The 22,844-nt window shown below is 57.6% G+C and carries 16 protein-coding genes, 2 tRNA genes, 3 rRNA genes and 2 pseudogenes; 10 read left to right on the forward strand and 13 right to left on the reverse strand.

What is annotated here, in order from left to right; translation table 11 throughout:
• The coding region (locus AWU74_RS01285; RefSeq protein ID WP_062326840.1) for an RQC domain-containing protein at positions 1-1,319 on the forward strand (1,319 nt) is incomplete at its 5' end.
• 245 nt (positions 1,320-1,564) lie between these two features.
• Here AWU74_RS01285 and rrf read toward each other — a convergent pair.
• The 7 genes from rrf to AWU74_RS01320 form a co-directional block, all read right to left on the reverse strand.
• Positions 1,565-1,676: ribosomal RNA gene (gene rrf / locus AWU74_RS01290) — 5S ribosomal RNA — on the reverse strand.
• Between the two features lie 55 nt (positions 1,677-1,731).
• Positions 1,732-4,698: ribosomal RNA gene (locus AWU74_RS01295) — 23S ribosomal RNA — on the reverse strand.
• 150 nt (positions 4,699-4,848) lie between these two features.
• Positions 4,849-4,922, reverse strand: a tRNA-Ile gene (locus tag AWU74_RS01300).
• A gap of 103 nt (positions 4,923-5,025) precedes the next feature.
• A 16S ribosomal RNA gene (locus AWU74_RS01305) occupies positions 5,026-6,570 on the reverse strand.
• Together the 16S, 23S and 5S rRNA genes with 1 tRNA gene alongside form the textbook arrangement of a ribosomal RNA operon.
• A 413-nt stretch (positions 6,571-6,983) precedes the next feature.
• A complete protein-coding gene (locus AWU74_RS09835) occupies positions 6,984-7,364 on the reverse strand; it encodes a NusG domain II-containing protein (protein ID WP_187150781.1) in 381 nt (126 codons plus the stop codon).
• The gene (gene rsmA, locus AWU74_RS01315; RefSeq protein WP_238580117.1) at positions 7,357-8,262 is read right to left on the reverse strand and encodes a 16S rRNA (adenine(1518)-N(6)/adenine(1519)-N(6))-dimethyltransferase RsmA; all 906 of its coding nucleotides are present in this window, start codon (positions 8,260-8,262) and stop codon (positions 7,357-7,359) included. Before rsmA ends, AWU74_RS09835 begins: the two co-directional genes overlap by 8 nt.
• Positions 8,259-9,548, reverse strand: a complete 1,290-nt coding sequence (locus AWU74_RS01320; RefSeq protein ID WP_187150782.1) for a ComEC/Rec2 family competence protein — start codon at positions 9,546-9,548, stop codon at positions 8,259-8,261. The genes rsmA and AWU74_RS01320 overlap by 4 nt, the downstream gene beginning before the upstream one ends.
• Before the next feature lie 343 nt (positions 9,549-9,891).
• On the opposite strand from AWU74_RS01320, the pseudogene AWU74_RS09840 reads away from it, so the two are divergent.
• The 3 genes and pseudogenes from AWU74_RS09840 to AWU74_RS11370 all read left to right on the forward strand — a co-directional run.
• Positions 9,892-9,987, forward strand: a pseudogene (locus AWU74_RS09840) (IS5/IS1182 family transposase); the annotation flags it as partial.
• 267 nt (positions 9,988-10,254) lie between these two features.
• On the forward strand, positions 10,255-11,049 hold the full coding sequence (locus AWU74_RS01325) for a hypothetical protein (protein ID WP_062326845.1): 795 nt from the start codon (positions 10,255-10,257) through the stop codon (positions 11,047-11,049).
• 72 nt (positions 11,050-11,121) lie between these two features.
• Positions 11,122-11,409 carry a hypothetical protein gene (locus AWU74_RS11370; RefSeq protein WP_187150783.1) on the forward strand — a complete coding sequence of 96 codons (288 nt, stop codon included), beginning with the start codon at positions 11,122-11,124 and terminating at the stop codon, positions 11,407-11,409.
• A 154-nt stretch (positions 11,410-11,563) separates the two neighbouring features.
• Here the strand turns inward: AWU74_RS11370 and AWU74_RS01330 are convergent, their stop codons facing one another.
• On the reverse strand, positions 11,564-13,573 hold the full coding sequence (locus tag AWU74_RS01330) for an ABC-F family ATP-binding cassette domain-containing protein (RefSeq protein ID WP_062326848.1): 2,010 nt from the start codon (positions 13,571-13,573) through the stop codon (positions 11,564-11,566).
• Positions 13,574-13,675: 102 nt separating this feature from the next.
• On the opposite strand from AWU74_RS01330, the gene AWU74_RS01335 reads away from it, so the two are divergent.
• From AWU74_RS01335 to AWU74_RS13720, 5 genes and pseudogenes are all read left to right on the forward strand, one after another.
• Positions 13,676-13,882: a hypothetical protein gene (locus AWU74_RS01335; protein ID WP_062326850.1), complete on the forward strand. Its 207-nt coding sequence runs from the start codon at positions 13,676-13,678 to the stop codon at positions 13,880-13,882.
• Between the two features lie 98 nt (positions 13,883-13,980).
• Positions 13,981-14,601, forward strand: coding sequence for a nucleotide exchange factor GrpE (locus AWU74_RS01340; RefSeq protein ID WP_062326852.1), 621 nt, complete (start codon positions 13,981-13,983; stop codon positions 14,599-14,601).
• Positions 14,602-14,619: 18 nt separating this feature from the next.
• The gene (dnaK, locus tag AWU74_RS01345) at positions 14,620-16,551 is read left to right on the forward strand and encodes a molecular chaperone DnaK (protein WP_062326854.1); all 1,932 of its coding nucleotides are present in this window, start codon (positions 14,620-14,622) and stop codon (positions 16,549-16,551) included.
• Between the two features lie 399 nt (positions 16,552-16,950).
• Positions 16,951-17,034, forward strand: a pseudogene (locus AWU74_RS13715) (transposase); the annotation flags it as partial.
• 155 nt (positions 17,035-17,189) lie between these two features.
• Positions 17,190-17,570 (forward strand): transposase, encoded by a 381-nt coding sequence (locus tag AWU74_RS13720; protein ID WP_438816349.1) that lies wholly within the window; start codon positions 17,190-17,192, stop codon positions 17,568-17,570.
• On the opposite strand, the gene AWU74_RS01355 is transcribed toward AWU74_RS13720, so the two are convergent.
• Positions 17,567-18,067, reverse strand: coding sequence for a methylated-DNA--[protein]-cysteine S-methyltransferase (locus AWU74_RS01355; protein WP_062326858.1), 501 nt, complete (start codon positions 18,065-18,067; stop codon positions 17,567-17,569). The genes AWU74_RS13720 and AWU74_RS01355 overlap by 4 nt on opposite strands.
• Before the next feature lie 24 nt (positions 18,068-18,091).
• The gene (locus AWU74_RS01360) at positions 18,092-19,351 is read right to left on the reverse strand and encodes a diaminopimelate decarboxylase (protein WP_062326859.1); all 1,260 of its coding nucleotides are present in this window, start codon (positions 19,349-19,351) and stop codon (positions 18,092-18,094) included.
• 742 nt (positions 19,352-20,093) lie between these two features.
• Here AWU74_RS01360 and AWU74_RS01370 point away from each other — a divergent pair.
• A tRNA-Val gene (locus tag AWU74_RS01370) sits at positions 20,094-20,167 on the forward strand.
• A 341-nt stretch (positions 20,168-20,508) separates the two neighbouring features.
• On the opposite strand, the gene AWU74_RS01375 is transcribed toward AWU74_RS01370, so the two are convergent.
• The 3 genes from AWU74_RS01375 to AWU74_RS01385 form a co-directional block, all read right to left on the reverse strand.
• Positions 20,509-21,234, reverse strand: a complete 726-nt coding sequence (locus AWU74_RS01375; RefSeq protein ID WP_062326864.1) for a hypothetical protein — start codon at positions 21,232-21,234, stop codon at positions 20,509-20,511.
• Complete coding sequence (locus tag AWU74_RS01380) at positions 21,231-21,980, reverse strand: tetratricopeptide repeat protein (RefSeq protein ID WP_062326866.1); 750 nt, start codon at positions 21,978-21,980, stop codon at positions 21,231-21,233. Before AWU74_RS01380 ends, AWU74_RS01375 begins: the two co-directional genes overlap by 4 nt.
• 21 nt (positions 21,981-22,001) lie before the next feature.
• Positions 22,002-22,844 (reverse strand): S1 RNA-binding domain-containing protein (locus AWU74_RS01385; RefSeq protein WP_162504639.1); only part of this gene is annotated, 843 nt, incomplete at its 5' end.

A 22,844-nucleotide genomic window follows, 5' to 3' on the forward strand; every position in this document is an offset into this window, starting at 1 on the left:
GGGACATAATCGAAAGCCTCGCGCTCCGCGACCCCTACACGCTCGCCGTTGGCATAGACCGGCCGAATCTCTACTTTGAGGTGCAGGCGCCCGCAGACAAAATGGACGCGCTGCTCGCCTACCTCCGTAAGAACGGCGGCAAAAGCGGAATCGTGTACTGCGCCACGCGGAAGACGGTCGAGAAAGTCGCCGCGCGGCTCGAGCGGGAGGGCTTCGCGGCGACGCGCTACCACGCAGGGTTGCCCGGCGAGGAGCGGAAGCGCAATCAGGACGATTTTCTGTACGACCGGAAGACGGTCATGGCAGCGACGAATGCCTTCGGAATGGGCATAGACAAGCCGAACGTGTCGTTCGTCGTGCACTACAACGTGCCCAAAAACATAGAGAGCTACTGTCAGGAAGCGGGGCGTGCCGGACGAGACGGCGGGCGCGCCGACTGCGTCCTGCTCTATTCCGGCAAAGACGTCAGGCTCAACAGGTTCCTTATTGAGAGGGGCGGTTCGGGGCGCGGGGACGGCGGGGAGTCGCCCGACGGCGCGGCGGCGGAAGCGCAGAAGCAGTACAACCTTGAGCTTCTGAAACAGATGACGTTCTACAGTACGACGACGGGCTGCCTCCGCGCGTTCATCCTGCGCTATTTCGGCGAAACCGCGCCGAGCTATTGCGGCAGGTGCTCGAACTGCGCCGCGCATTTTGAGCCAAGCGACGTTACCCTTGACGCGCAGAAAATCGTCTCGTGCGTGTACCGCGCCGCCGAGCGCGGGCTGAGCTTCGACAAGGCGGCGCTCGCCGACATTCTGCGCGGCAGCAGGAATGCAAAGCTGCTCGGCGCAAAACTGGACACGCTCAGCACCTACGGCATTATGAAGGACGCGAGCGCGAAGCGGCTCTGCGCCGTCACAGACCGTCTGGTCGAGCTCGGGTACCTGCTGCTCGACGTCGCCGAATACCCCGTGCTGAAGTGGAGCGCGAAGACCCGCGAAATCCTCGACAGGGAGCGCCCGCTGCGGCTTGAGATGATGCTCCCGCGCGAGGCGGCGCAGAGCGCGCGCGAGACGTTCCGCGCGGAGGCGGACGCCGGAATCGACGCGGAACTGCTGTCGCGGCTCAAGAAGCTGCGAACCCGCATTGCCGGGGACGCGCACGTTCCCGCCTATATCGTATTTGCCGACGCGACCCTCAAAGATATGTGCCGCAAGCTGCCGCAGACGAAGGCGCGATTCCTCGAAGTGCCGGGAGTCGGCAAGGTCAAAATGGAACAGTACGGCGACCGGTTCGCGGCGGAAATCAGGGATTTTCTGGAGAGCGGTGCACATTAGGAAGCGGCAGGGGGTGCCGACAAAGAAAAAATCACGACAGACGGCAGCACAAGAAAACATTTCGGCAAAAGCAAAAGGTGTGTAGCAGCAAAAACCGCCCGGTTTTTCTTGAAAGCTACAGCGCATCCAGACGCGCCGTACGCCGGCAGCGCGTCTGGATGCGCAAAAATATGCCCTAATCCTTGTGAATAAAAAACCCCGCTGCAGGCAGCGGGGCATCAGACTTTAGAAGAAGCTAATAAAAAACCTGGCAGCTACCTACTTTCCCGCCGCAAGGGCAGTATCATCGGCGTAAGAGGGCTTGACTTCCGTGTTCGGGATGGGAACGGGTATTACCCCTCCACTATGGCCACCAGGCATAACAACAAATATAAGAAAAGGGTAGGGAAAAAACAGAAACAGAAGAAACAATATGGTCAAGCCTCACGACTTATTAGTACTGCTCGGCTGAATGCGTTACCGCACTTATACCTGCAGCCTATCGACCGGATAGTCTGTCCGGATTCTTCAGGAGGGTTAAACCCTCAGGGATGACTCATCTTGGGGCGGGCTTCCCGCTTAGATGCTTTCAGCGGTTATCCCTTCCTGACGTAGCTACCCGGCACTTACCCTTGGCAGGATAACCGGTACACCAGAGGTCAGTCCACTTCGGTCCTCTCGTACTAAAAGCAGCCCCCCTCAATCATCCAACGCCCACAGCAGATAGGGACCGAACTGTCTCGCGACGTTCTGAACCCAGCTCACGTACCGCTTTAATTGGCGAACAGCCAAACCCTTGGGACCTGCTTCAGCCCCAGGATGCGATGAGCCGACATCGAGGTGCCAAACCTTCCCGTCGATATGAACTCTTGGGGAAGATCAGCCTGTTATCCCCGGAGTACCTTTTATCCGTTAAGTGACGGCGCTTCCACTCGCTACCGCCAGATCACTAAGACCTACTTTCGTACCTGCTCGACCTGTCAGTCTCGCAGTCAAGCCCCCTTGTGCCTTTACACTCGCGCGCCGATTTCCAACCGGCGTGAGGAGACCTTCGCGCACCTCCGTTACATTTTAGGAGGCGACCGCCCCAGTCAAACCGCCTGCCTACCATTGTCCACGTGCCGGTTTCACGGCACGAGTTAGAAATCCCATTCATCAAGAGCGGTATTTCACCGATGGCTCCACGCAAGCTGACGCTCGCGCTTCAAAGCCTCCCGCCTATCCTACACATGATAAATAAAATCCCAATAGTAAGTTACGGTGAAGGTTCACGGGGTCTTTCCGTCTAACTGCGGGTAACCGGCTTCTTTACCGGTATATAAATTTCACCGAGTCTCGCGTTGAGACAGCGCCCAGAATCGTTACACCATTCGTGCGGGTCGGAACTTACCCGACAAGGAATTTCGCTACCTTAGGACCGTTATAGTTACGGCCGCCGTTTACCGGGGCTTCAATTCACAGCCTCGCGTCTCCGCTAACCGCTCCTCTTAACCTTCCGGCACCGGGCAGGTGTCACCACCTATACGTCTCATTGCTGATTATGCAGATGGCTGTGTTTTTGATAAACAGTCGCCTGGGCCTGCTCTGTGCCACCCCTGACATTCAACCAGGGGCCACACTTCTTCCGAAGTTACGTGTGCATTTTGCCGAGTTCCTTAACGCGAGTTCTCTCGTGCGCCTTAGATTTCTCATCCTACCTACCTGTGTCGGTTTCCGGTACGGTCCCTGCCAGCCTAGCCTTAGACAGTATTTCCCGGCACCTTGATTACGCCCGCTTCGCTTCGACTTTCTCTCCGCTCGCTGTCGCAGCTCGCCTCAGGAGATGGATTTGCCTGTCTCCCTCAAAAGTTCGCTGTTTCGACCGGAACAACCGTTGTCCGGCCGGGTTTCACCTCATGCGTCTTGCCCTCGAAACTGACAGAGGTACTGGAATATTAACCAGTTTCCCATCGACTACGGCTTTCGCCCTCGCCTTAGGGGCCGACTTACCCTGGGCAGATTGCCTTTACCCAGGAAACCTTAGGTTTCAGGCGGACGGGGATCTCGCCCGTCTTTTCGTTACTTATACCTGCATTCTCTCTTCCATTTCCTTCAGAACTCCTCGCGGATATTCCTTCGCTGGTTAATGGAATGCTCCCCTACCGCCAGCCGCATAAAGCAGCTGACCCAAAACTTCGGTATGCCGCTTAGCCCCGTTACATTGTCTGCGCATAAATGCTCGACCAGTGAGCTATTACGCACTCTTTTAAGAATGGCTGCTTCTAAGCCAACCTCCTGGCTGTCTTTGCATCTACACTTCATTTCACACTGAGCGGCATTTCGGGACCTTAGTTGTTGGTCTGGGCTGTTCCCCTCTTGACCACGAACCTTATCGCACGCAGTCTCACTCCTATACGTTGACCTGTGGCATTCAGAGTTTGATTGGGTTTGGCAGGCAGTGACACCCCCTAGTCCATCCAGTGCTTTACCTCCGCAAGTTTTGTATAAGGCTGTCCCTAAAGGCATTTCGGGGAGAGCCAGCTATTTCCAGGTTTGTTTAGCCTTTCACTCCGAGTCACAAGTCATCCATACCTTTTTTAACAGATTATAGTTCGGTCCTCCACATAGCTTTACCTATGCTTCAACCTGCTCATGACTAGATCACCTTGGCTTCGGGTCTACGCCATGCTACTGCTCGCCCTTATCAGACTCGGTTTCCCTACGGCTCCGGGACTACCATCCCTTAACCTCGCAACACAGCGTAACTCGCAGGCTCATTCTACAAAAGGCACGCCACAAGTCATATAGACCCGTGACATTTTGTCGGTTTATGGTTTCAGGTTCTATTTCACTCCCCTTCAGGGGTTCTTTTCACCTTTCCCTCACGGTACTAGTTCGCTATCGGTAGCTGTGGAGTATTTAGCCTTGGATCGTGGTCGACCCAGATTCCGACAGGGTTTCCCGTGCCCCGCCGTACTCAGGTACCGCATCAAAGAGACACACCCATTTCGCGTACAGGGCTTTCACCTGCTCTGGCGGATTTTTCCACATCCTTCTGCTATGCGTGTGTTTTCTCAAAACTCTTCGGGACACCCCCATGCGGCCCTACAACCCCGCATAAATGCGGTTTGGGCTTTTCCGATTTCGCTCGCCGCTACTTTCGGAATCTCTGGGAGCTCGCGCCCCTTCTTGATTTCTTTTCCCGTGTTACTTAGATGGTTCACTTCACACAGTGTCGCCCTGGCAGCCTATTTTATTCGACTATCGCAGTAACAGGATCACTCCTGTTGGGTTACCCCATTCGGTTATCCCGGGATCACGGGATATGTGCTCCTCCCCCGGGCTTTTCGCAGCTTGTCACGACCTTCTTCGCCTCACAGCTCCTACAGGCATCCGCCATAAACCTATCATTCGCTTGACCATATTGTCTTTTCTGCTTCTCACAGCAGTAACCACGCCCAACAAATGCTGTTAAAGCTTATTTCCCTTCCCTAAATATGAAAAAGAACTTCACTGTGCCCACTCAGAACATTTATTCTTTAATTTACTGTTATGCTTTCGAAGCACAACATGGGACTGATAAGAATCGAACTTATGACTCCTTCCTTATCAGAGAAGTGCTCTAACCATCTGAGCTACAGTCCCCTGATCCTATAACTATAGGAAAGGGAAGGAAAGAAAGAATAGCGGAGGTATGTCTTTCATGCCTTGCGGGTGTTTTACGCCCGCAAGGTTACCTTTCTCTCAGAAAGGAGGTGATCCAGCCGCACCTTCCGGTACGGCTACCTTGTTACGACTTCACCCTCCTTACAAAGCGTACCTTCAACAGCGCCCCCCCTTGCAGGTTAGGCAACCGGCTTCGGGTACTCTCTACTCGGATGGTGTGACGGGCGGTGTGTACAAGGCCCGGGAACGTATTCACCGCGCCGTGCTGATGCGCGATTACTAGCGATTCCAACTTCATGAAGTCGAGTTTCAGACTTCAATCCGAACTACGATTGCCTTTTTGCGTTTTGCTCCACATCACTGCTTCGCCTCGCTCTGTGTCAACCATTGTAGCACGTGTGTAGCCCTGGACATAAGGGCCATGATGACTTGACGTCATCCCCGCCTTCCTCCGGTTTATCACCGGCAGTTCCGCCAGAGTTCTCAGCTTCACCTGTTAGTAACTAGCAGTAGGGGTTGCGCTCGTTGCGGGACTTAACCCAACACCTCACGGCACGAGCTGACGACAGCCATGCAGCACCTGTAACAAACCGTATTACTACGCTCCGCTGTTTCCAGCGAATCGCTTGTTATGTCAAGCCCAGGTAAGGTTCCTCGCGTACCATCGAATTAAACCACATGCTCCACCGCTTGTGCGGGCCCCCGTCAATTCCTTTGAGTTTCACCCTTGCGAGTATACTCCCCAGGCGGTACACTTATCGCGTTAGCTTCGGCACTCGCCACTTGGGCAAACGCCTAGTGTACATCGTTTACTGTGCGGACTACCAGGGTATCTAATCCTGTTCGCTCCCCGCACCTTCGCACCTCAGCGTCAGTTATCTGATAGAAGCCTGCCTTCGCCATTGGTGTTCTTCCAGATATCTACAGATTTCACCCCTACACCTGGAATTCCGGCTTCTCCTCAGCAACTCTAGTCACCTAGTTCTCAATGCACCTCCTCGGTTAAGCCGAAGCATTTCACACCAAGCTTGAGCAACCGCCTACGTGCCCTTTACGCCCAATAATTCCGAACAACGCTTGCAACTTACGTGTTACCGCGGCTGCTGGCACGTAATTAGCCGTTGCTTATTCAAACCTTACCGTCACCGCACGGACATTCCCTTCCGTGTTTATTCTTCGGGTTTAAAAGTATTTTACAACCTTTCGGCCTTCGTCATACACGCGGCGTCGCTCCGTCAGGCTTTCGCCCATTGCGGAATATTCTTAGCTGCTGCCTCCCGCAGGAGTTTGGGCCGTATCTCAGTCCCAATGTGTCCGTTCACCCTCTTAGGCCGGATACCTATCATTGCTTTGGTGAGCCGTTACCTCACCAACAGGCTAATAGGCCGCGGGCCATTCCTCGGGCAAAGCCTTAGCTTCTTTCCTTCCCCTTCTTAGCGGAGGGAAGCGTATTCGGTATTACCCGATATTTCTATCGGCTATCCCCACCCCAAGGGTATGTCACCCACGTGTTACTCACCAGTCCGCCACTCTAGGAAGAGAGCAAGCCCTCTTCTTGCCGTCCGACTTGCATGCTTAAGACGCGCCGCCAGCGTTCGTTCTGAGCCAGGATCAAACTCTCCATAATTAATGGCCGCAGGCACGAAGCCTGCGGCCATTCGCTTAAATTTTCCCCCTAGCTTTTCGGCAAGGAAACCGGAAAACGCTTCGGAAGCACGACCCTTTCGGGGATATTACTCTCTCAGCACCGTTTCCCTGCCTGCGCCATATCTTCTATGGCAGATGCTATCTTTCTTCCCTTCCCTGATGCCTGTCAAAAATCAGTGCCGACAGCCCTTCCAAGCCACCGATCCCGCAAAAAAAACAGATGCCTTACAGCTTGCTCTCTGCGAATGAACTGAATATACCACGCCGGCGCACATTTTGTCAACTCTTTTCCTGTATTTTTTTTAATTTTTTCCGTGCATAGCCGCAGTCAGCCGCGCGCGAAAATAACCCGCACGTTTAAACTGTTTCCTGCATAAGTCGAATGCCCTATCTCTAATACGCCAATGCGTCGACTCCCGCGTCACCGCTGCCTTCAATGCGGACAAAAACCTTATTGGGAAGGCACGCCGCCCACTCCCCGTTCAAGGAAAGCGGCTGGTGTATAACGCATACCTTATTTGCGCACGGCGAATCGGCAAAATAAACCGTCCCGCCCCGTATAGCGATTCGGGAATCGCCGATTGCGCCGGGTATGCGCACTTCTTCGTCTCGGTCGAGCGGGTACACCCACTGCCCCGAAGGGGATTCGATATGCGCCACCGCCCTGCCTTCACGCCGACCGGCGGCATATATGAACGAGAATACCGCCGCCCCGACCGACAGCGCAATAAACACAAAGTCAAACGGGCGCAATAGACTGGCTTTTTTATGCACCGCAGCACGCCGCTCCGTGCGCCACTTCCCCGCATACGTCCGAAAGCCGGAGCAAGGCGCCGACGGGCAGCGTTTCCACACGGGAACCGGGCGCGATTTCCGCCGCCGCAAGCGCCGTCTCCGTTGCGGCAGCGCTGCCCAAAAACGGCAGCAGGTTGTTCCTGACGGTTTTCCGGCGGGAAGCAAACAGCGCGCGGACGAGCGCGATAAACCGGCGCGGGCTATTGCAGGCGGGAAAATCCGCCGCAGGCACCAGCCGCACGGCACAGGAATCCACGCTGGGCGAGGGATAAAAGCCTGCCCGCGCGATATTCAGCGCCGGCGTTACCGCGTATGCCCACCGGCACAGCACCGAAAACGCCGAATACGCCTTGCTCCCCGGTTCCGCGCACATGCGGCAGGCGACTTCTTTCTGCACGGTAACAACCGCCAGCGGGAACCGGATTCCGGCAACGACGGTGCCCGCAATCAGCGTCGCCGCGATATTATAAGGAAGATTGCCGAAAAACCGAGCGGGCATTCCCTGCGTTTCGAGCGTCGGTTTCCACGTCTTGAGCACGTCGCCCGGCACGCAGGCAAGCCGCCCAGCCGCCGTTTCGGGGGCAAAAAGCAGTGCGAGCACATTCAAGAATCCCCGGTCAACCTCGAACGCCGTAACCCGCGCGCCCCGCGCGAGCAGCCCGCTCGTCATTGCGCCGAGTCCCGGACCGACTTCCCACACGGACTGCCCGTCCGAAATGTCGAGCGCGTCGAGCAGCTTTGCGCGGGCGGCGGGGCTGACGAGGAAGTTCTGCCCGAACTTCTTCCGCATAGCCAGACTGTTCGCTTCGAGGAATTTCTTGAGCATGCGCGGGGAATCATAGTCGGGAAGCAGCCGGTTCTCTGCCGCGCCAGTCACAGCGGCAGCCCCACAATGAAAACCTGCGGAATCTGCGCAAACGCTCCGGTCACGCAGATTATGGCACGGTACATAAGGCGCATTATAGCGCCCAGCGGGAACAAAAGGAAGGGCGCGGCGAGCGACAGCGCGACGCAGACGGCGCCGGCTATGAGGAAAAGCGACACAAGCGGCGAGACGGCCGCCGAGGCGACGAAGCCGCTCGGCGCGACGCAGCCCCAGCAAAACGCCGAAATCGGCGCGGTGCCGAGCGCGGCTCCGGCAGACGCGGATATGCCCGCCGCGCCGGGGGAAAACCTCAGGCGGCACAGCGGCAGGCGAAGCGCCTCGCCGAACACGAAGATGCCCGCAAGCCCGCCGTAGGACAGGATGAACGAGAGCGCAAACACGTCTTCGGGGGCGAGCAGCGCGTGCAGGACGAAACAGGCGGCGAGTCCGGCGCGCGCGTCTATTCTTTTGCCGCAAAAGCGGGCGGCGGCGGCGAGCGCAAAGCCGATAAACGCCCGCCGGAGCGACGGGGAAAAACCCGCGAACCACACGAACAGCGTTATGAACAAAAACGACGCGCAGCCGCTGACGGCGCGCCCGCCGCGTTTCGTCAGGCGTCTCGTAAAACCGGAGAACACGGACAGGTGCATTCCCGACAGCGCCAGCACGTGGGCAAGCCCCGCTTTTCTGAACGCGTCCGACACGTCCGGGTCGACATACTCCGTCGTGCCCGCCGCGAGCGCCAGAAACAGCCCGCCCGCGTCTCCCCACGCATACAGAACGCGCTTGAACTCCAGCCGGCACGCGGCGCGGAACCGGGCGAGCCGTTCGCCGAATGCCAGCCTGCCCGTTTCGGCATACTCCGCGCTATCCGCGAAAAAGACGGGCATATCCGCCGTGCCGTTCGCCGTATTCGCGGCGGACATTTTGCCCGCGAATGCGAGCGACACGCCCGAATCGACGACCGGCGTCTGCGCCGAGCGGTTCCGGGAATAGAGCCTGCCGGGGAGCGGCGCCTCGTACAGCGCGGCAGGGATAAAGACAGTGATTCGCCCGCGAGCTTCCGAGCCTGCCGCAAACGCGCCGAGTTTGCCGGAGACTGAGCGCAGCTCGAGCGCGAGCCGGTATGCGCCCGACCGGGTTTTCGTTGGCGCAGAGAGCGCCTTTCCGGAGACGCCGGTAATCGCGTGCGGGGGAAGGAGCGAGGCGAACCGGCGCTTGTGCGTCCGGGGCAGGACGCCGCCGTAGATAAGCGCGGCAAAAAGCAGCGCGGCGGCGCAGACACAGCGTGTGCTCACGCCGCTTATATGGCATTTGCGGCGCCGCGTCAGGCACGTGCGTTGCCCGCGCTTTGCGCGGGCAACGTCCGAGTTCTCTGAAAGAACTCGGCAGATAGGTTTTCCCCCTATGCTTTCACCTATGGGCAAAGGCATAGAGGCACGCGCCGACTGGGTTTGCCGAAAGCCGTCATGACGCGCACGCGGAACAGAGGCGCTGTCTAGAGCGGAACAGCGGCGCTGTCTAGGGCGGGACAGAGACACTGTTCTAGGTAGTGTGGACTAAAGAGGAGGAGAGAGGTAAAAAGGGAGATATGAATGAAATACTCCACAGCAAACTATGGAATATTTCATTAAAATCGTTTTCGGCACCCTCAAACGCTGGCGAGGAATCGCTACGCGCTATGCAAAGCTTACCGTTTCCTTCATCGTTGCTATTCATATCAGGTGTTTTCCTTTACATCCACCTTCAAGTCCACACTACCTAGGCGGGAGAGAGGCTCTGTCTAGGGCGGACGAGAGGCTCTCGTGTGGGCGGACGAGAGGCTCTCGTGTGGGCGGACGAGAGGCTCTCGTGTGGGCGAACGAGAGGCTCTGTTCCAGCCTAACGAGAACCTCCCGCGCGGGCGGCTCGGCTGCCGCCGCCGCTTTTGTGCCCCAAAAATATTGACAGGGCGCGGAACATATTGTATGCTTTTATGCATATTACACGTATTGGAGGCAAAAGATGAATGCGGCGAAGAGGTTTTTGACGGGCGCAGCCGTAGCGGCGGGCGCGCTGGGAATCGGGGCGGGCGTGTTTTTCGCCTGCCGGCAGGAACTGTCGCCGGGCGCGCGGAGCGGGTCGGCGGGCGCGGAGCGCAGACCAAAAGCCGCAAAGTTTGACGACGGGGACTACGACTTCTACTTCAAAAATGGCGCGCACGTGCACGGCGACTGCGACGGGTACAATTCGGAGCCGGGCGGCAAGACGAAGATTTACGAGTGGTCCCAGAGCGATATTAACAAGTGGGAGAAACGCCTGCTCGCGGCGGGAGTCAAGCCGGAAGTGTACCGTGCCGGCATATTCAGCGATCCTGTCGGCGACGAAGGGCTGTACTGCTGGGCGCGCTTCGACACCGCCCTATTGAACGGAATCGGATACACGGGCAGAGACCGTTTGACGAACGTTAGAGATAACGACATAGCGTTCGTTGCGGCGAACGGAAAAACGACGAAACTAGAGCGTATATGTGCTCTGACGTATGCCCGCGCCGGCGAAGGCTTTGAACTTCACAACAGTGGGGCGCTCGGTTTTCCTGACACTGAAGGCGCTTCCAAAAACCAGCGGAGCAGAGCGGCTCCGTCGCTTCTGTTTGTAATGCATGACCCTTCCCGGGCTGAAGCCGCTGAAACGGCTTTACGGAACGCGGGAATACGAGTGCTTGAGGTATACAGGACTGAAAACACTAATAATAGTGATAGGGACAACTACATAGTCGCGGACGCGAGCGACATAGACTGGTTTGCCTACAGCGAGTGAGCGGCGTTACCCGCGCCGCGCGCGGGTAACGACCGAGTTTCTTGAGGAAACTCGGCAGCAGAGGGCGGGCTGGTGAACGGCATAGACGCGAAAGAGCGGGGTGAAAACCCCGCTCTTTTTTTATGCCCGAACGCGGCGCGGGCGGGTGCCTCGTGCCCGCTCACGCAGGCGTCTCGCGCCCGCCCTAGCAGGTGTCTCATGCCCGCCCGTGCAGGTGTCTCATGCCCGCCCGTGCAGGTGTCTCATGCCCGCCCGTGCAGGTGTCTCATGCTCACCCGTGCAGGGGTCGGCTTGCCTCTATGCAGAGTTTGCCGTGCGCTTGCGGCGTGCGGCAAACTCGACCGTTACCCGAAAGGGTAACGCCGCGCCTCTGTGCTGTCCAGCACGCTGACGCTGTGCCGCTCTAAACAGAGGCTCTGTGCTGCTCTAGACAGAGGCTCTGTCCTGCCCTAGGTAGAGGCACTGTTCTGCTCTAAAACAGAGCCGCCCGTGCGCCCCGCCCTCCCCGCCTCTTTCACTGATCGCTAGCCGCTGCCCCCAGCGCCGCGCTCGCCCGTTCCCACTCCGCGTTCAGCCGCGCAAGCCGCGCCTCCGCTTCCGCGATTCGCCGGTGCAGCGCGCGGCTCTTGTCCGGGTCGCGGTAGTTTTCCGGCTCGGCGAGCTCCGCCTCCAGCGCCGCTTTCTGCGCCTCCGCGTCCGTAACCGCCTCCACAAGCCGCGCTTCCTCGCGCTCCGCCTTTGCCCGCTCGCTCCGCCGCCGCTTCTGCGCCTCCCAGTCCGGCGTGTCAGGCGGCGCGGCGGGCTTTCCGCCGGTTTGCCCCGCCCGCTTTTTCCCGCCCGAATCCGCCGCCCGCGCCGCGACTTTTGCCGCGGGTTCCGCGGCGTCTGCCGCTTCCCGTTCGAGGCGTTCGAGGTAATAGCGGTAATCGCCGGGGAACAGGCGGGCGTTGCCGCGCGGGGATTCGGCGGCGGGCGTGAGTTCCAGCACGCGGGTCGCGAGGCTTTCGATAAAGGCGCGGTCGTGGGACACAAAGACGAGCGTGCCGCCGAAATCCCTGAGCGCGGACAGCAGCGCGTCTTTTGAATACAAATCGAGGTGGTTCGTCGGCTCGTCGAGAATCAGGAAGTTCGCCGGCTTCAAAAGCAGGCGGAGGAGCGCGAGGCGGCTTTTTTCGCCGCCGGAAAGCACGGACGCGCGTTTGTACGCGTCGTCGCCTCGGAACAGGAACGCCGCGAGCAGGTCCCGCGACTTGGTCGCCAGTTCCTGCGGCGCCTCTGATTCGAGCAGGTCGAGGATTCGCGCATCGCCGGGCAGCGAATCGGCGCTGTCGCCGGAAAAATAGCCCGCCTGCACGCCCGCGCCGTAGCGTACCGTGCCGCCGGACGCCGCGCTCCGTCCGGCGATGACGCGGAGCAGCGTCGTTTTGCCCGCGCCGTTCCGCCCCGCGACGACGAGCCGCTCGCCTCTGGCTATGGTCAGGTCGAGCCCCTCGATGACGGCGGGCGCGCCCTCGGCATAGCGCTTCGAGACGCCTTTGAGCGTGCAGGCCGTGCTGCCCGAATGCGGGGCGGGCGGGAACGAAAAGCGGATATGCTTGAGCGCGTCGGGGAGCTCTATGCGCTCCATTCTGTCGAGCATCTTCTGCCGCTCCTGCGCCTGCGCCGCTTTCGTCGCCTTTGCCCCGAAGCGGCGGATAAAGTCCTCCATATGGCGGATTTCTTCCTGCTGTTTTTCGTAGCGGGCGACGAGCGTTTCGAGTTCGGTCTGCCGCGCCTGCTCGTAGTGGCTGTAGTTGCCCGGATAGCGGCGAAGCTCGCCGTTGAACAGCTCGTACACGTCGCGCACGGCGACGTCCAGAAAGTAGCGGTCGTGGCTCACGAGCAGAAAGCCGCCCGAAAAGCCGAGCAGGAAACGCTCCAGCCAGTCCCGCGCCTCAAGGTCGAGGTAGTTCGTCGGCTCGTCCAGCAGCAATATGTCGGGCTGTTCGAGCAGCGTCTTCGCCAGCGCGATTCGCATCTGCCAGCCGCCCGAAAACTCGTCCGCGCGCCGTCCGAAGTCCCCCGTCTTGAAGCCCAGCCCTCGCAGCACCTGTTCCATAAGCGCGTCGCGGCGGTGCCAGCCGGAGTTTTCCAGCTTCTCGCTCAGCTCCTGGTGCCGCGCCAGAAGCGCCGCGCCGTTCGCGGGATTCCCGGCGAGCAGGTCGGCGAGACGGGCGATTTCCGCCTCCGTCTCATAGCCGGAGCGGAACGCGCGGTCGGCTTCCTCGCGGAGCGTCGCGCCCGAATGCCCGTCCGGCGCGCCGGACTGCGGCAGGTACGCGATGCGCGTCCCCTTCTGCACGGCGCGCTCCCCCGAATCACAGTCGATAATGCCCGCCATTGCCTTGAGGAGCGTGGTTTTGCCGGAACCGTTCGCGCCGGCGAGCGCCGCCTTCGTGCCGGCGGATAGACAGACGGACACGCCCTTCAGGATATGCCGCCCGCCGAACGCGAGTGACAGCTTGGAAAACTGGGCAAACGCCATGATTCCGCCACTATATACGCTTTTTCGCGCCGAGTCTCGGCGTTCGGTTTTGCCCCTACTCCGCGAGTTTGCACGGCAAACTCGGTAGCAACGCCGAGGGCATTGCGGCAGTTTCTTGAAGAAACCCGGCATAAAGGTAAAACGGAAGCGCGCCGAATGTGCCGCCGGCAGGACAAGGGTCTCCGGGAAAAGCTGGCGGATATCGCAATAGGCGAACACCGAGGATACCTTAAAATCGTCTTCGGCACCCCCAACCGCTGGCAAGGGCGGGGCGTTCCGGCATTCCCGCCTGTGTTCCTTGCGCCATAAGCGGGAAAGAATGCCTCCGAACGCGCGCCTTGACGATTGCCGAGCGATTTTAGTATGTTTCAGAAGCGACTATATGATACGGAAAGCAGGATGGGCAGATGAACGCGGAACAAAAACAGGAACAAGAGACGGCGGCGGCGGACGGCGCAGATAACGCGGAAGGCGCGGAGGAGCCGCACCTCTCCGACGCGGAAAGAATCGCGGCGCTCGAATGTGAAGCGGCGGAACTGAAAGACCAGTTGCTCAGAAAAGCGGCGGACTTCGACAACTACCGCAAGCGCATGATTCGGGAGAAGCAGGAAGCGTTCGACTACGCGAATGCAAACCTGCTCGGCGACCTGCTCGACAGCCTCGACAATATGGACCGGGCGCTTGAGGCGGCGGCTTCGTCGAGCGACAGCAAGACGGTGATAGCGGGCGTCGAGATGACCAAAAAGCAGTTGGTCAGCATGCTTGAAACGCGGTACAGCCTTGAAAGCTTTGGCGCAAAGGGCGACCCGTTCGACCCGACCGCGCACGAGGCTATTGCGAGTGCGGAGGCGGAGGTTGCCGAAGCGACCTGCGCGGAAGTATATTTGAAGGGATACAAGCTGAAAGAGCGCGTCATCCGGCACGCAAAGGTGCTGGTGCATATGCCGAAAAGCGGTGCGACTGACAGCGGGAACGAAGGTGCTGAAAGCACAGCGGACGGCGGAACAGGCAATACCGCTCACGCATAGCAGCAAGGAGAAGCAGATATGGGGAAGATTATCGGTATTGACTTGGGCACCACGAACTCGTGCGTGTCGGTAATGGAAGGCGGTGAGCCGGTCGTCATTCAGAACTCGGAGGGAGGGCGCACCACGCCGTCTATTGTCGGCTTTACGCAGAAAGGCGAACGCGTGGTCGGACAGCCCGCGAAGAACCAAATGGTAACGAATCCCGAAAACACGGTGTATTCTATCAAACGGTTTATCGGGCACCGCTACAACGAGCTGACCGGCGAGGCGAAAATGGTGCCGTACCACGTAGTTGACCACGGCGAAGACGTCCGCATTTCTATAGACGGCAAGGAGTATTCGCCGCAGGAAATCAGCGCGTTCATCCTTCAGAAGATGAAGAAGACGGCGGAAGACTACCTCGGCGAAACTGTTACCGAAGCGGTCATCACGGTACCGGCGTATTTCAACGACGCACAGCGGCAAGCGACGAAGGATGCAGGCAAAATCGCGGGGCTGGAGGTGAAGCGCATCATCAACGAGCCGACGGCAGCGTCGCTTGCTTATGGCTTCAACAAAGACCAGAAAGCCGAAAAGACGATAGCCGTGTACGATTTGGGCGGCGGCACCTTCGACATATCGATCCTTGAGCTGGGCGACGGCGTGTTTGAGGTAAAGTCTACAAATGGGGACACGCACCTCGGCGGAGATGATTTTGACCGCCGCATCATCGACTGGCTCGTTGCAGAGTTCAAAAATGACTCCGGCATAGACCTGTCGAAAGACCGGCTTGCGCTACAACGGCTCCGCGAGGCTGCCGAAAAGGCGAAAATCGAGCTTTCCGCCGTGGCGAGCGCAGAAATCAACCTGCCGTTTATCACGGCAGATGCGTCTGGGCCAAAGCATTTGCAGAAAACGCTGTCCCGTGCCAAGTTCGAGCAGATGAGCGACGACCTTTTGGAGCGCACGAAGGAGCCGTGCCGGAAGGCGCTCAAAGACGCAGGAATCAGCACCAGCAAAATCGACGAAGTGCTGCTCGTGGGGGGGTCGACCCGTATGCCGAAAGTGCAGCAGATAGTGAAAGAGCTTTTTGGCAAAGAAGGCTCTAAAAGCGTGAACCCCGACGAGGCGGTGGCTGTCGGCGCGGCGATTCAAGGTGGCATTCTGGGCGGCGACGTGAAGGATGTGTTGCTTCTTGACGTAACGCCGCTGTCGCTCGGCATTGAGACGCTCGGCGGTGTGTTCACGCGCCTTATCCCGCGCAACACGACGATTCCAACGCGGAAGAGTCAGGTTTTTTCCACCGCCGCGGACGGACAGACCGCTGTGTCGATTCAGGTGCTTCAGGGCGAGCGCGAAATGGCGTCGCAGAACCGACTCCTCGGCCGCTTCGACCTCGTAGGCATTCCGGCGGCTCCGCGCGGCGTGCCGCAGATTGAAGTTACCTTCGACATAGACGCGAACGGAATCGTGCACGTATCGGCAAAGGATTTGGGCACGGGCAAAGAGCAGAGCGTCCGAATCGAAAGCTCCAGCGGCTTGAGCGAAAGCGAAATCGACCGCATGGTGAAAGAAGCCGAAGCGAATGCCGAAGCGGACAAGCGCGAGCGCGAGAAAATTGAGGTACGGAACGAAGGCGACTCGCTCCTCTACGCGACCGAAAAGACGCTGAAAGAACTGGGCGACAAGGTTTCCGCCGCCGACAAGCAGAAAATCGACGACGCTTCAGCAGCGCTGAAGCAGGCATTGCAGACCGACAACCTCGACGATATTAAGGCAAAGACCGAGGCGTTGAAGCAAGCGTCCTATAAGATTGCCGAAGAGGTGTACAAGCAGCAACAAGCGGCTGGGGCGGCAGGCGACACCCCGGGCGCGAATACCGATGCAGGCAATACGGGCGCGTCCTCTGCTAGTCAAAACAAAGGGAAAGCCGACGATGTTGACTACGAAGTAGTAGACGACGAAAAATAACGCCTACGGTGCGTAACAGTAACTAACAAGAAAGCCTCTGCGGAATATGCAGAGGCTTTCTTTATATAGGTGTGAGTTACGCGCATGATTGCAGTTTATGGTCACAGAGTGTCGGTGTGGCAGGTAGTTTGTGCTGGCGAGATTTTCAATATAGGGCGGACGCTCAACAGGCTTCGGGCGGGTTTCTCATAACGGTTTAGACAGCAGAAACAAGCACAATATGCGGCGCTCTTTGCTGCCTATATGGGGAATATAAGCCGTGAAACAGTTTCTCTGAGAAAACCGCACGTTTTTCAAAAAACCATCCGTATCTCTTTGGCGCGAGATATAGAGGTTTTTTGAAAGAATAGCGGGAGTTTTTCCTTATACTAATATGCTGTTCGGCAGACGCGCACGGGCGCTCCGTGGAGGGATATACCGCCAGAATTCGGGAACTGGAACAGCATACACAAGCGGTTTTGCTGCTGGCGGGACAAGGGAATATGGAAAACGCTGGCGGACGCCGCAATAGGCGAGCCTGCCGGGGATATCTTTATGATAGATTCGACGTATATCAAGGCACACGCGGACGCATGCGGGGCACGCGGCGGCACTCAGGACATTAGCCGCACAAAAGGGGGCTGAACAGCAAATTACATTTGGCGGTTGACGAGTACGGGATACCGGCAAGCGGCATTGTGACAAGCGGTACTGTCGCGGACTGCAGCCAAGCGCCTCTCCTTATGGAGGATTTGGAGGCGGAAGCGTTCCTTGCGGACAAAGCATATGACACGAACGAGCTGCTCGATATGCTTAAGGAAGCGGATATAGCAGCAGTCATCCCTCCGGTTAAAAGCCGAAAAGAGCACAGAGCGTACAATCATGAACTGTATCGGGCACGGCACGTCATTGAAAACGTCTTCCGTGCCCTCAAGCGCTGGCGGGGAATTGCTGCGCGCTATGCAAAGCTCACCGCTTCCTTCATCGCCGCCATTCATGTCAGGTGTTTATTCCTCTACCTTCCAGTCCACGCTACCTAGTCTTTCGCGCTGCTGTGCGCTTTTTCCAAAGCCAGCAGCGCTTTTTTGCGCTCTATGCCGCCCCCGTAACCGGTAAGGCTGCCGTCCGAGCCGATAACACGGTGGCACGGGATGATGAGCGATACGGGATTATGCCCGACAGCCCCGCCGACAGCCCGCGCGGAAACGGCACCGCCTTGTTCCCGTTCAAGCTGTGCCGCGACGCCGCCGTAGCTTGCCGTTTCGCCGTAGGGAATACGCAAAAGCGCCGCCCACACTGCGCGGCGGAATGCGGTGCCTTCGGGGGCAAGCGGCGGAGTAACGTCAGGGTTTCCGCCCGCGAAATACGCCGAAAGCCACCGCCGCGCTTCGGCAAAGACCGGATAGTCCGGCGCAGGGTTTTCCGCGAACGGGGGATAATACTTTTGCCTGACAAACCACAGTCCGGTGAGATTGCCGTCTTTTGCCGCCGCGAGCATTTCGCCGAGCGGAGTGTCGATAGTGCACGTGTATATCACGGTATAAAAGTCCTTGTCGTCCTGTTACCGGAATGAGTCCAAGCCGGAAAAATCGAGCGTGGCGAAGTAATCGTCGAGGGTCTCTCTGCGGCGGATTTCCCGCACCGAGCCGTCTTCCCGCAGCAGCAGTTCGCCGCACCGGAGCTTGGCGTTATAGTTAAAGCCCATTGCGCGCCCGTGCGCCCCTGCGTCGTGAATGACGAGCAGGTCGCCGGGCGCGATTTCGGGCAGTGCGCGCTGCACCGCGAACTTGTCGCAGTTTTCGCAGAGCGAGCCGACCACGTCGTACACCTTCGTCTTGGGCGCGCTTTCTTTGCCCGCCACCGTTACCTCGTGGTACGCGCCGTACATGCCCGGGCGCATTAGGTCAGCCATGCTCGCGTCGACGCCGATATAGTCGCGGTAAATGTGCTTTTCGTGAATTGCCCTCGTAACGAGCCAGCCGTAGGGTCCGGTAATCGGACGCCCGCACTCCCAGAGTATGGCGAGCGGGTCGAGTCCCGCCGGAACGACGGTGCGGTCATAGGCGGCGCGGATTCCGAGCGACACGCGCTCGTAGTCGACCGGCTGGTCGCCGGGGCGGTACGGAATGCCGATTCCGCCGCCGAGGTCGACGAACTCGATTCGGATTCCGAGCGCGCGCTTCAGTTCGGCGGACAGTTCAAAGAGCATCGCGGCGGTTTCGACAAAGTATTCCTCGTGCAGTTCGTTCGAGGCGACCATAGTATGCAGCCCGAAGCGTTTCGCGCCGCGCTTCCGCGCGTCGGCGTATGCGGCGAAGATTTGCTCCCGCGTCAGCCCGTATTTGGCTTCCTCCGGCTTGCCGATAAACGCGTTGCCGGTTTTGAGCGGTCCGGGGTTATAGCGGAAGCAGACGAGTTCCGGCACCGCGCCGAGCGCCTGCTCCACAAAGCCGATATGGCTTATGTCGTCGAGGTTTATGATTGCGCCGAGTTTTGCCGCGTACCGGTATTCCGCCGCGGGCGTCTCGTTCGACGTGAACATGACGAGCTCGCCCCTAATGCCCGCCCGTTCGGACAGCACCAGTTCCGGCAGGCTGGAGCAGTCGGTGCCGCAGCCCTCGTCCGCGAGGAGCTTCAGCATATACGGGTTTGGGCAGGCTTTGACCGCGAAATGCTCGCGGAACGCGGGAAAGCGCGAAAACGCCTGCGTAAACCGGCGCATATTGGCGCGAATCGCTTTTTCGTCATACAGGTAAAACGGCGTGCCGTATTGCGCGGCGACCGCCTCCAGCGCGTCTTTGCCGAGCGGGAAGGGAAACATAGTGACTCCTTGCCTTTTCTTCTATGATACCCCGCCGCGGGGAAGATAGTCAATTTCGTGCATACGCTTGTTCTCGGAGGGGAAGCGTCCGCGCCGCATGCGGGCGCAAAAAAAAGCGGGGAAGCCTGTGCGCCTCCCCGCCTGAATGCCGGCGTTTCTCTTACGGGGAACGCCCGATACCGCAGTCGCTTTATTACCGCTGCGCAAAGGCCGCCATTCATGTCAGATGTTTGTTTCTCTGCCTTTAAGTCCGCGCTGCCTAGTATCTCAATATCCGAAAGACAGTCCAATTTCGGCATTATTCTATAATGACTTCTTTATAAACTACGGGCAAGCGGGCGTCCTTGCCGAAATCGCGTGACGTTGTGGCGGGAAAATACTATTCTACGAAGGTTTAGTAGAACACTACGAAGGTTTAGTAGTGCACTACGAAAGGTTGGTAGTACACTACGAAGGTTTGATAGTGCACTACGAAAGGTTGGTAGAACACTACGAAGGTTTGATAGTGCACTACGAAAGGTTGGTAGTGCACTACGAAGACTTGGTAGTACATAAAAATAGGCGGGCGGGGTTATCAACGTTCCCCCAGCCGGAGACTTCATTCCCAGCGCGGACTGCTTGGTTTGCGCAAGAGCCGCAAAGACTTCCGGCTCTGTGCCCGACGGGTAATCCCGCCGCCGCAAGGCAAAAAGGCGGGGTCTGGACACGATATCCGAAACGTGCTACGGTATGAACGTCTTTCGGGCGATTAGCTCAGATGGTTAGAGTACAAGCATGACACGCTTGGGGTCACTGGTTCGATTCCAGTATCGCCCACTAAAACATTCCCCCGTATAGAGTTAGATAGAGGCTTCGCGCAATTTTGCGCCGAGCCTCCGCATAAACGGCAGTCCCGCGCCGTTGCAGGATTGCCGCTTGTACGGCGGCGCAGGAAAGCTGCCGTGCATATCGCCGGAGAGGCGCGTTGTGCGGGCAAAAACGTGCGGTAGTCTAGGAAAAACAAGCGCACGTTTTTTTGCCGGGGTGCGGGAGTTTTTGCAAAAAGGCGCGCATGAAAAAAGGGAGAGAACAAAGCGGAATATATCAGCCGAGAGCGCCGCTTATCCGCTACCCGCCCGCACAAAGCGCTGCTTCGGCGCGGAACACTATCCGCCGTATCAGGGCTTCTCTATTTGTATAGAACCGAGGTGCAATACCTGACTGTATATCAGCGCAAGCGTTTCGGCGTTTTGCCCTACCGATACCGCATACGCGTTGACGAACCAGCCGTCCGTCGAAGAGCTTGTAGTCTCCTTCACGTCGGAATCGATGTATTGTGGCACGTCGTCATCGGTAGCATTGGGATAGTGGTCTGTACGATAAAACCCAAACGTTTTCTTCTTTACACTCCGAAGCGGCTCTGCGATTTTTGTTCCCGTAGCAGTGCCTGTCCGTATGCCCGCCGACATATCGTCCTCAGCGCCTTCCGTACAAAGCCGAATATATATCCACGCCGTGTAATTCTTAGGAATCAGAATACTGCTTTCTTCGTCGTCTAGCCTTTTGAATCCAAGCTTTTCATATTCAAGCGACACCATTTTATTGAAGCCGCTGGAAGAATACGCTGTGTTTGCATAGCTTATCGAAGCGGCGTCGGCGCTGCGGTCGCCTTCGCTGGCGTAAATCCGATAATACACCTCCGTTCCCTGAAAAGGAGGGCTGGGGTTATCGGCAGGACTGAAGGAAAAATATCGCTCCACCGCCTGAGTTGGGTTTGAAACGACGTTGCCTGACGGCGGCTCCAAAAGCGTATAGTCTTCGATGCCGCAGGAAAAAAACAAAACGGCAAGCGATAAAACGGGAAACGCCCTGAACGAAACGCCCTGCTTCATACGCGCTTTCATTGAATCCGCTTTTCGGCGCGCAACGCGATAAGCCTGCTCTGTGCCAGTTCCGCCCATAAATCATCGGGATACCTATCGGCGAGTTGCGCATAATGCAGTGCGGCGCCCTCATAGTCGCCGGATTCGTCCTTGATTCGCCCCATATTGGCTATCGCGTGCGTTTTAAGCAGGAAGTTTTCGTCGTTCGCCGCTTTTGCATAATACGAAAGCGCGCCGTCGGTGTCGCCGAGTTCTTCGCAGCACACCGCCGCATTATACCACGCGAGCCGAGCGGTGTACGCTTTCGGCTGTATCGACGCCGCCAAAAGCCACGCGTCCCGCGCCTCCGCCCACTGTTTGTTCTGGAAAAACAGCTCGGCTTTCAGCATGTTCCCACGGGTGCCGACGATATTTTTTGCGGAAGCAAACGGTTCCAATTCGCCGAGCGCGACGCTCCGCATATCGCTCTTCGCTTTCTCGTCCGCTTCGTTTTTAGCAGTGCCACCCAGAGGGTTTTGGGAATCTTCGCTATCAGCGTTGTCTGCGACACTGGAGGACCTATTTAAGGCTGAAGTGAGCTTAAAAGAAATCGCGTCGATTTCGGCAAGTCTTTTTTTATGCGACGTATTCAGAATGACCGTAACGCACCCAATGCCGATAGCGGCTACGAATAACATGACTACCGTAAGCAGAAAAGCAAACCGATATCTTATAAAGAACTGCACGAAGCGTACCGTTTCTGTTTGTTTGCCGTGCGGTGTCTTCATTCCCGCTTTTCCCCGAAAACGCTAATTGGTTTTTATTTTGAGCAAATCGCCAAGCGTGAATGCATTGTCTTTCTCGTCATGCTTTGAAGTCATATACTGGGCGATTTCGTCCCGCTTCTGTTTTTCTTTGAGTTTTCGGACAGAAAAAGCCGACTGTTGCTTTTCGATATTCGTTTCGAGTACAAGCACGTTGATTTTATCGCCGACTTTATACTGCTTTACTGCTTCCGCAAAGTTCTCGTTTTTTTCAACTAGATCGGCACGGTTGACCAACCCTTCTATACCTTCGGAAGCGCGGACAAACAAACCGAAACCGGTTATTGAAGCAATTTCACCCTCAAAAGCAGACCCGGACGGGTGCGCGGAAGCAAACAATTGCCACGGGTTTTCGGTCAGATGCTTTATGCTCAAGCGGATGCGTCGGTTTTTTGGGTTGTTCTCAATAATAACGGTTTCAACTTCCTGCCCGACCGATAATTCGCTTCCGGGGTGCCGAATTTTTTTTGTCCACGAGTAGTCATCAATATGGAGAAAAGCGTCAATTCCTTCTTCCAACTGAATAAACGCTCCCGCCTTTATTACTTTGGTGACGGGACGGGTAAGTCGCATATTAACCGGATATCTTTCTGACACGGTATCCCACGGGTTTTCCATGGCTTGCCTTAAACTGAGCGAAACGCGCCCCGCCTGAATATCGTAGCCGAGCACTTTGTATTCAACCTTATCGCCTATTTTAAGCATATCGGACGGATTGCCGATTTTCTTTGTCCACGAAAGCTCACTGACGTGGGCAAGTCCTTCAATGCCGAAAGAAAGCTCAATAAACGCACCGAACTCAGTCAATTTAGTTACAGTCCCAGTAGC

It is taken from the genome of Treponema endosymbiont of Eucomonympha sp. (assembly GCF_001028545.1).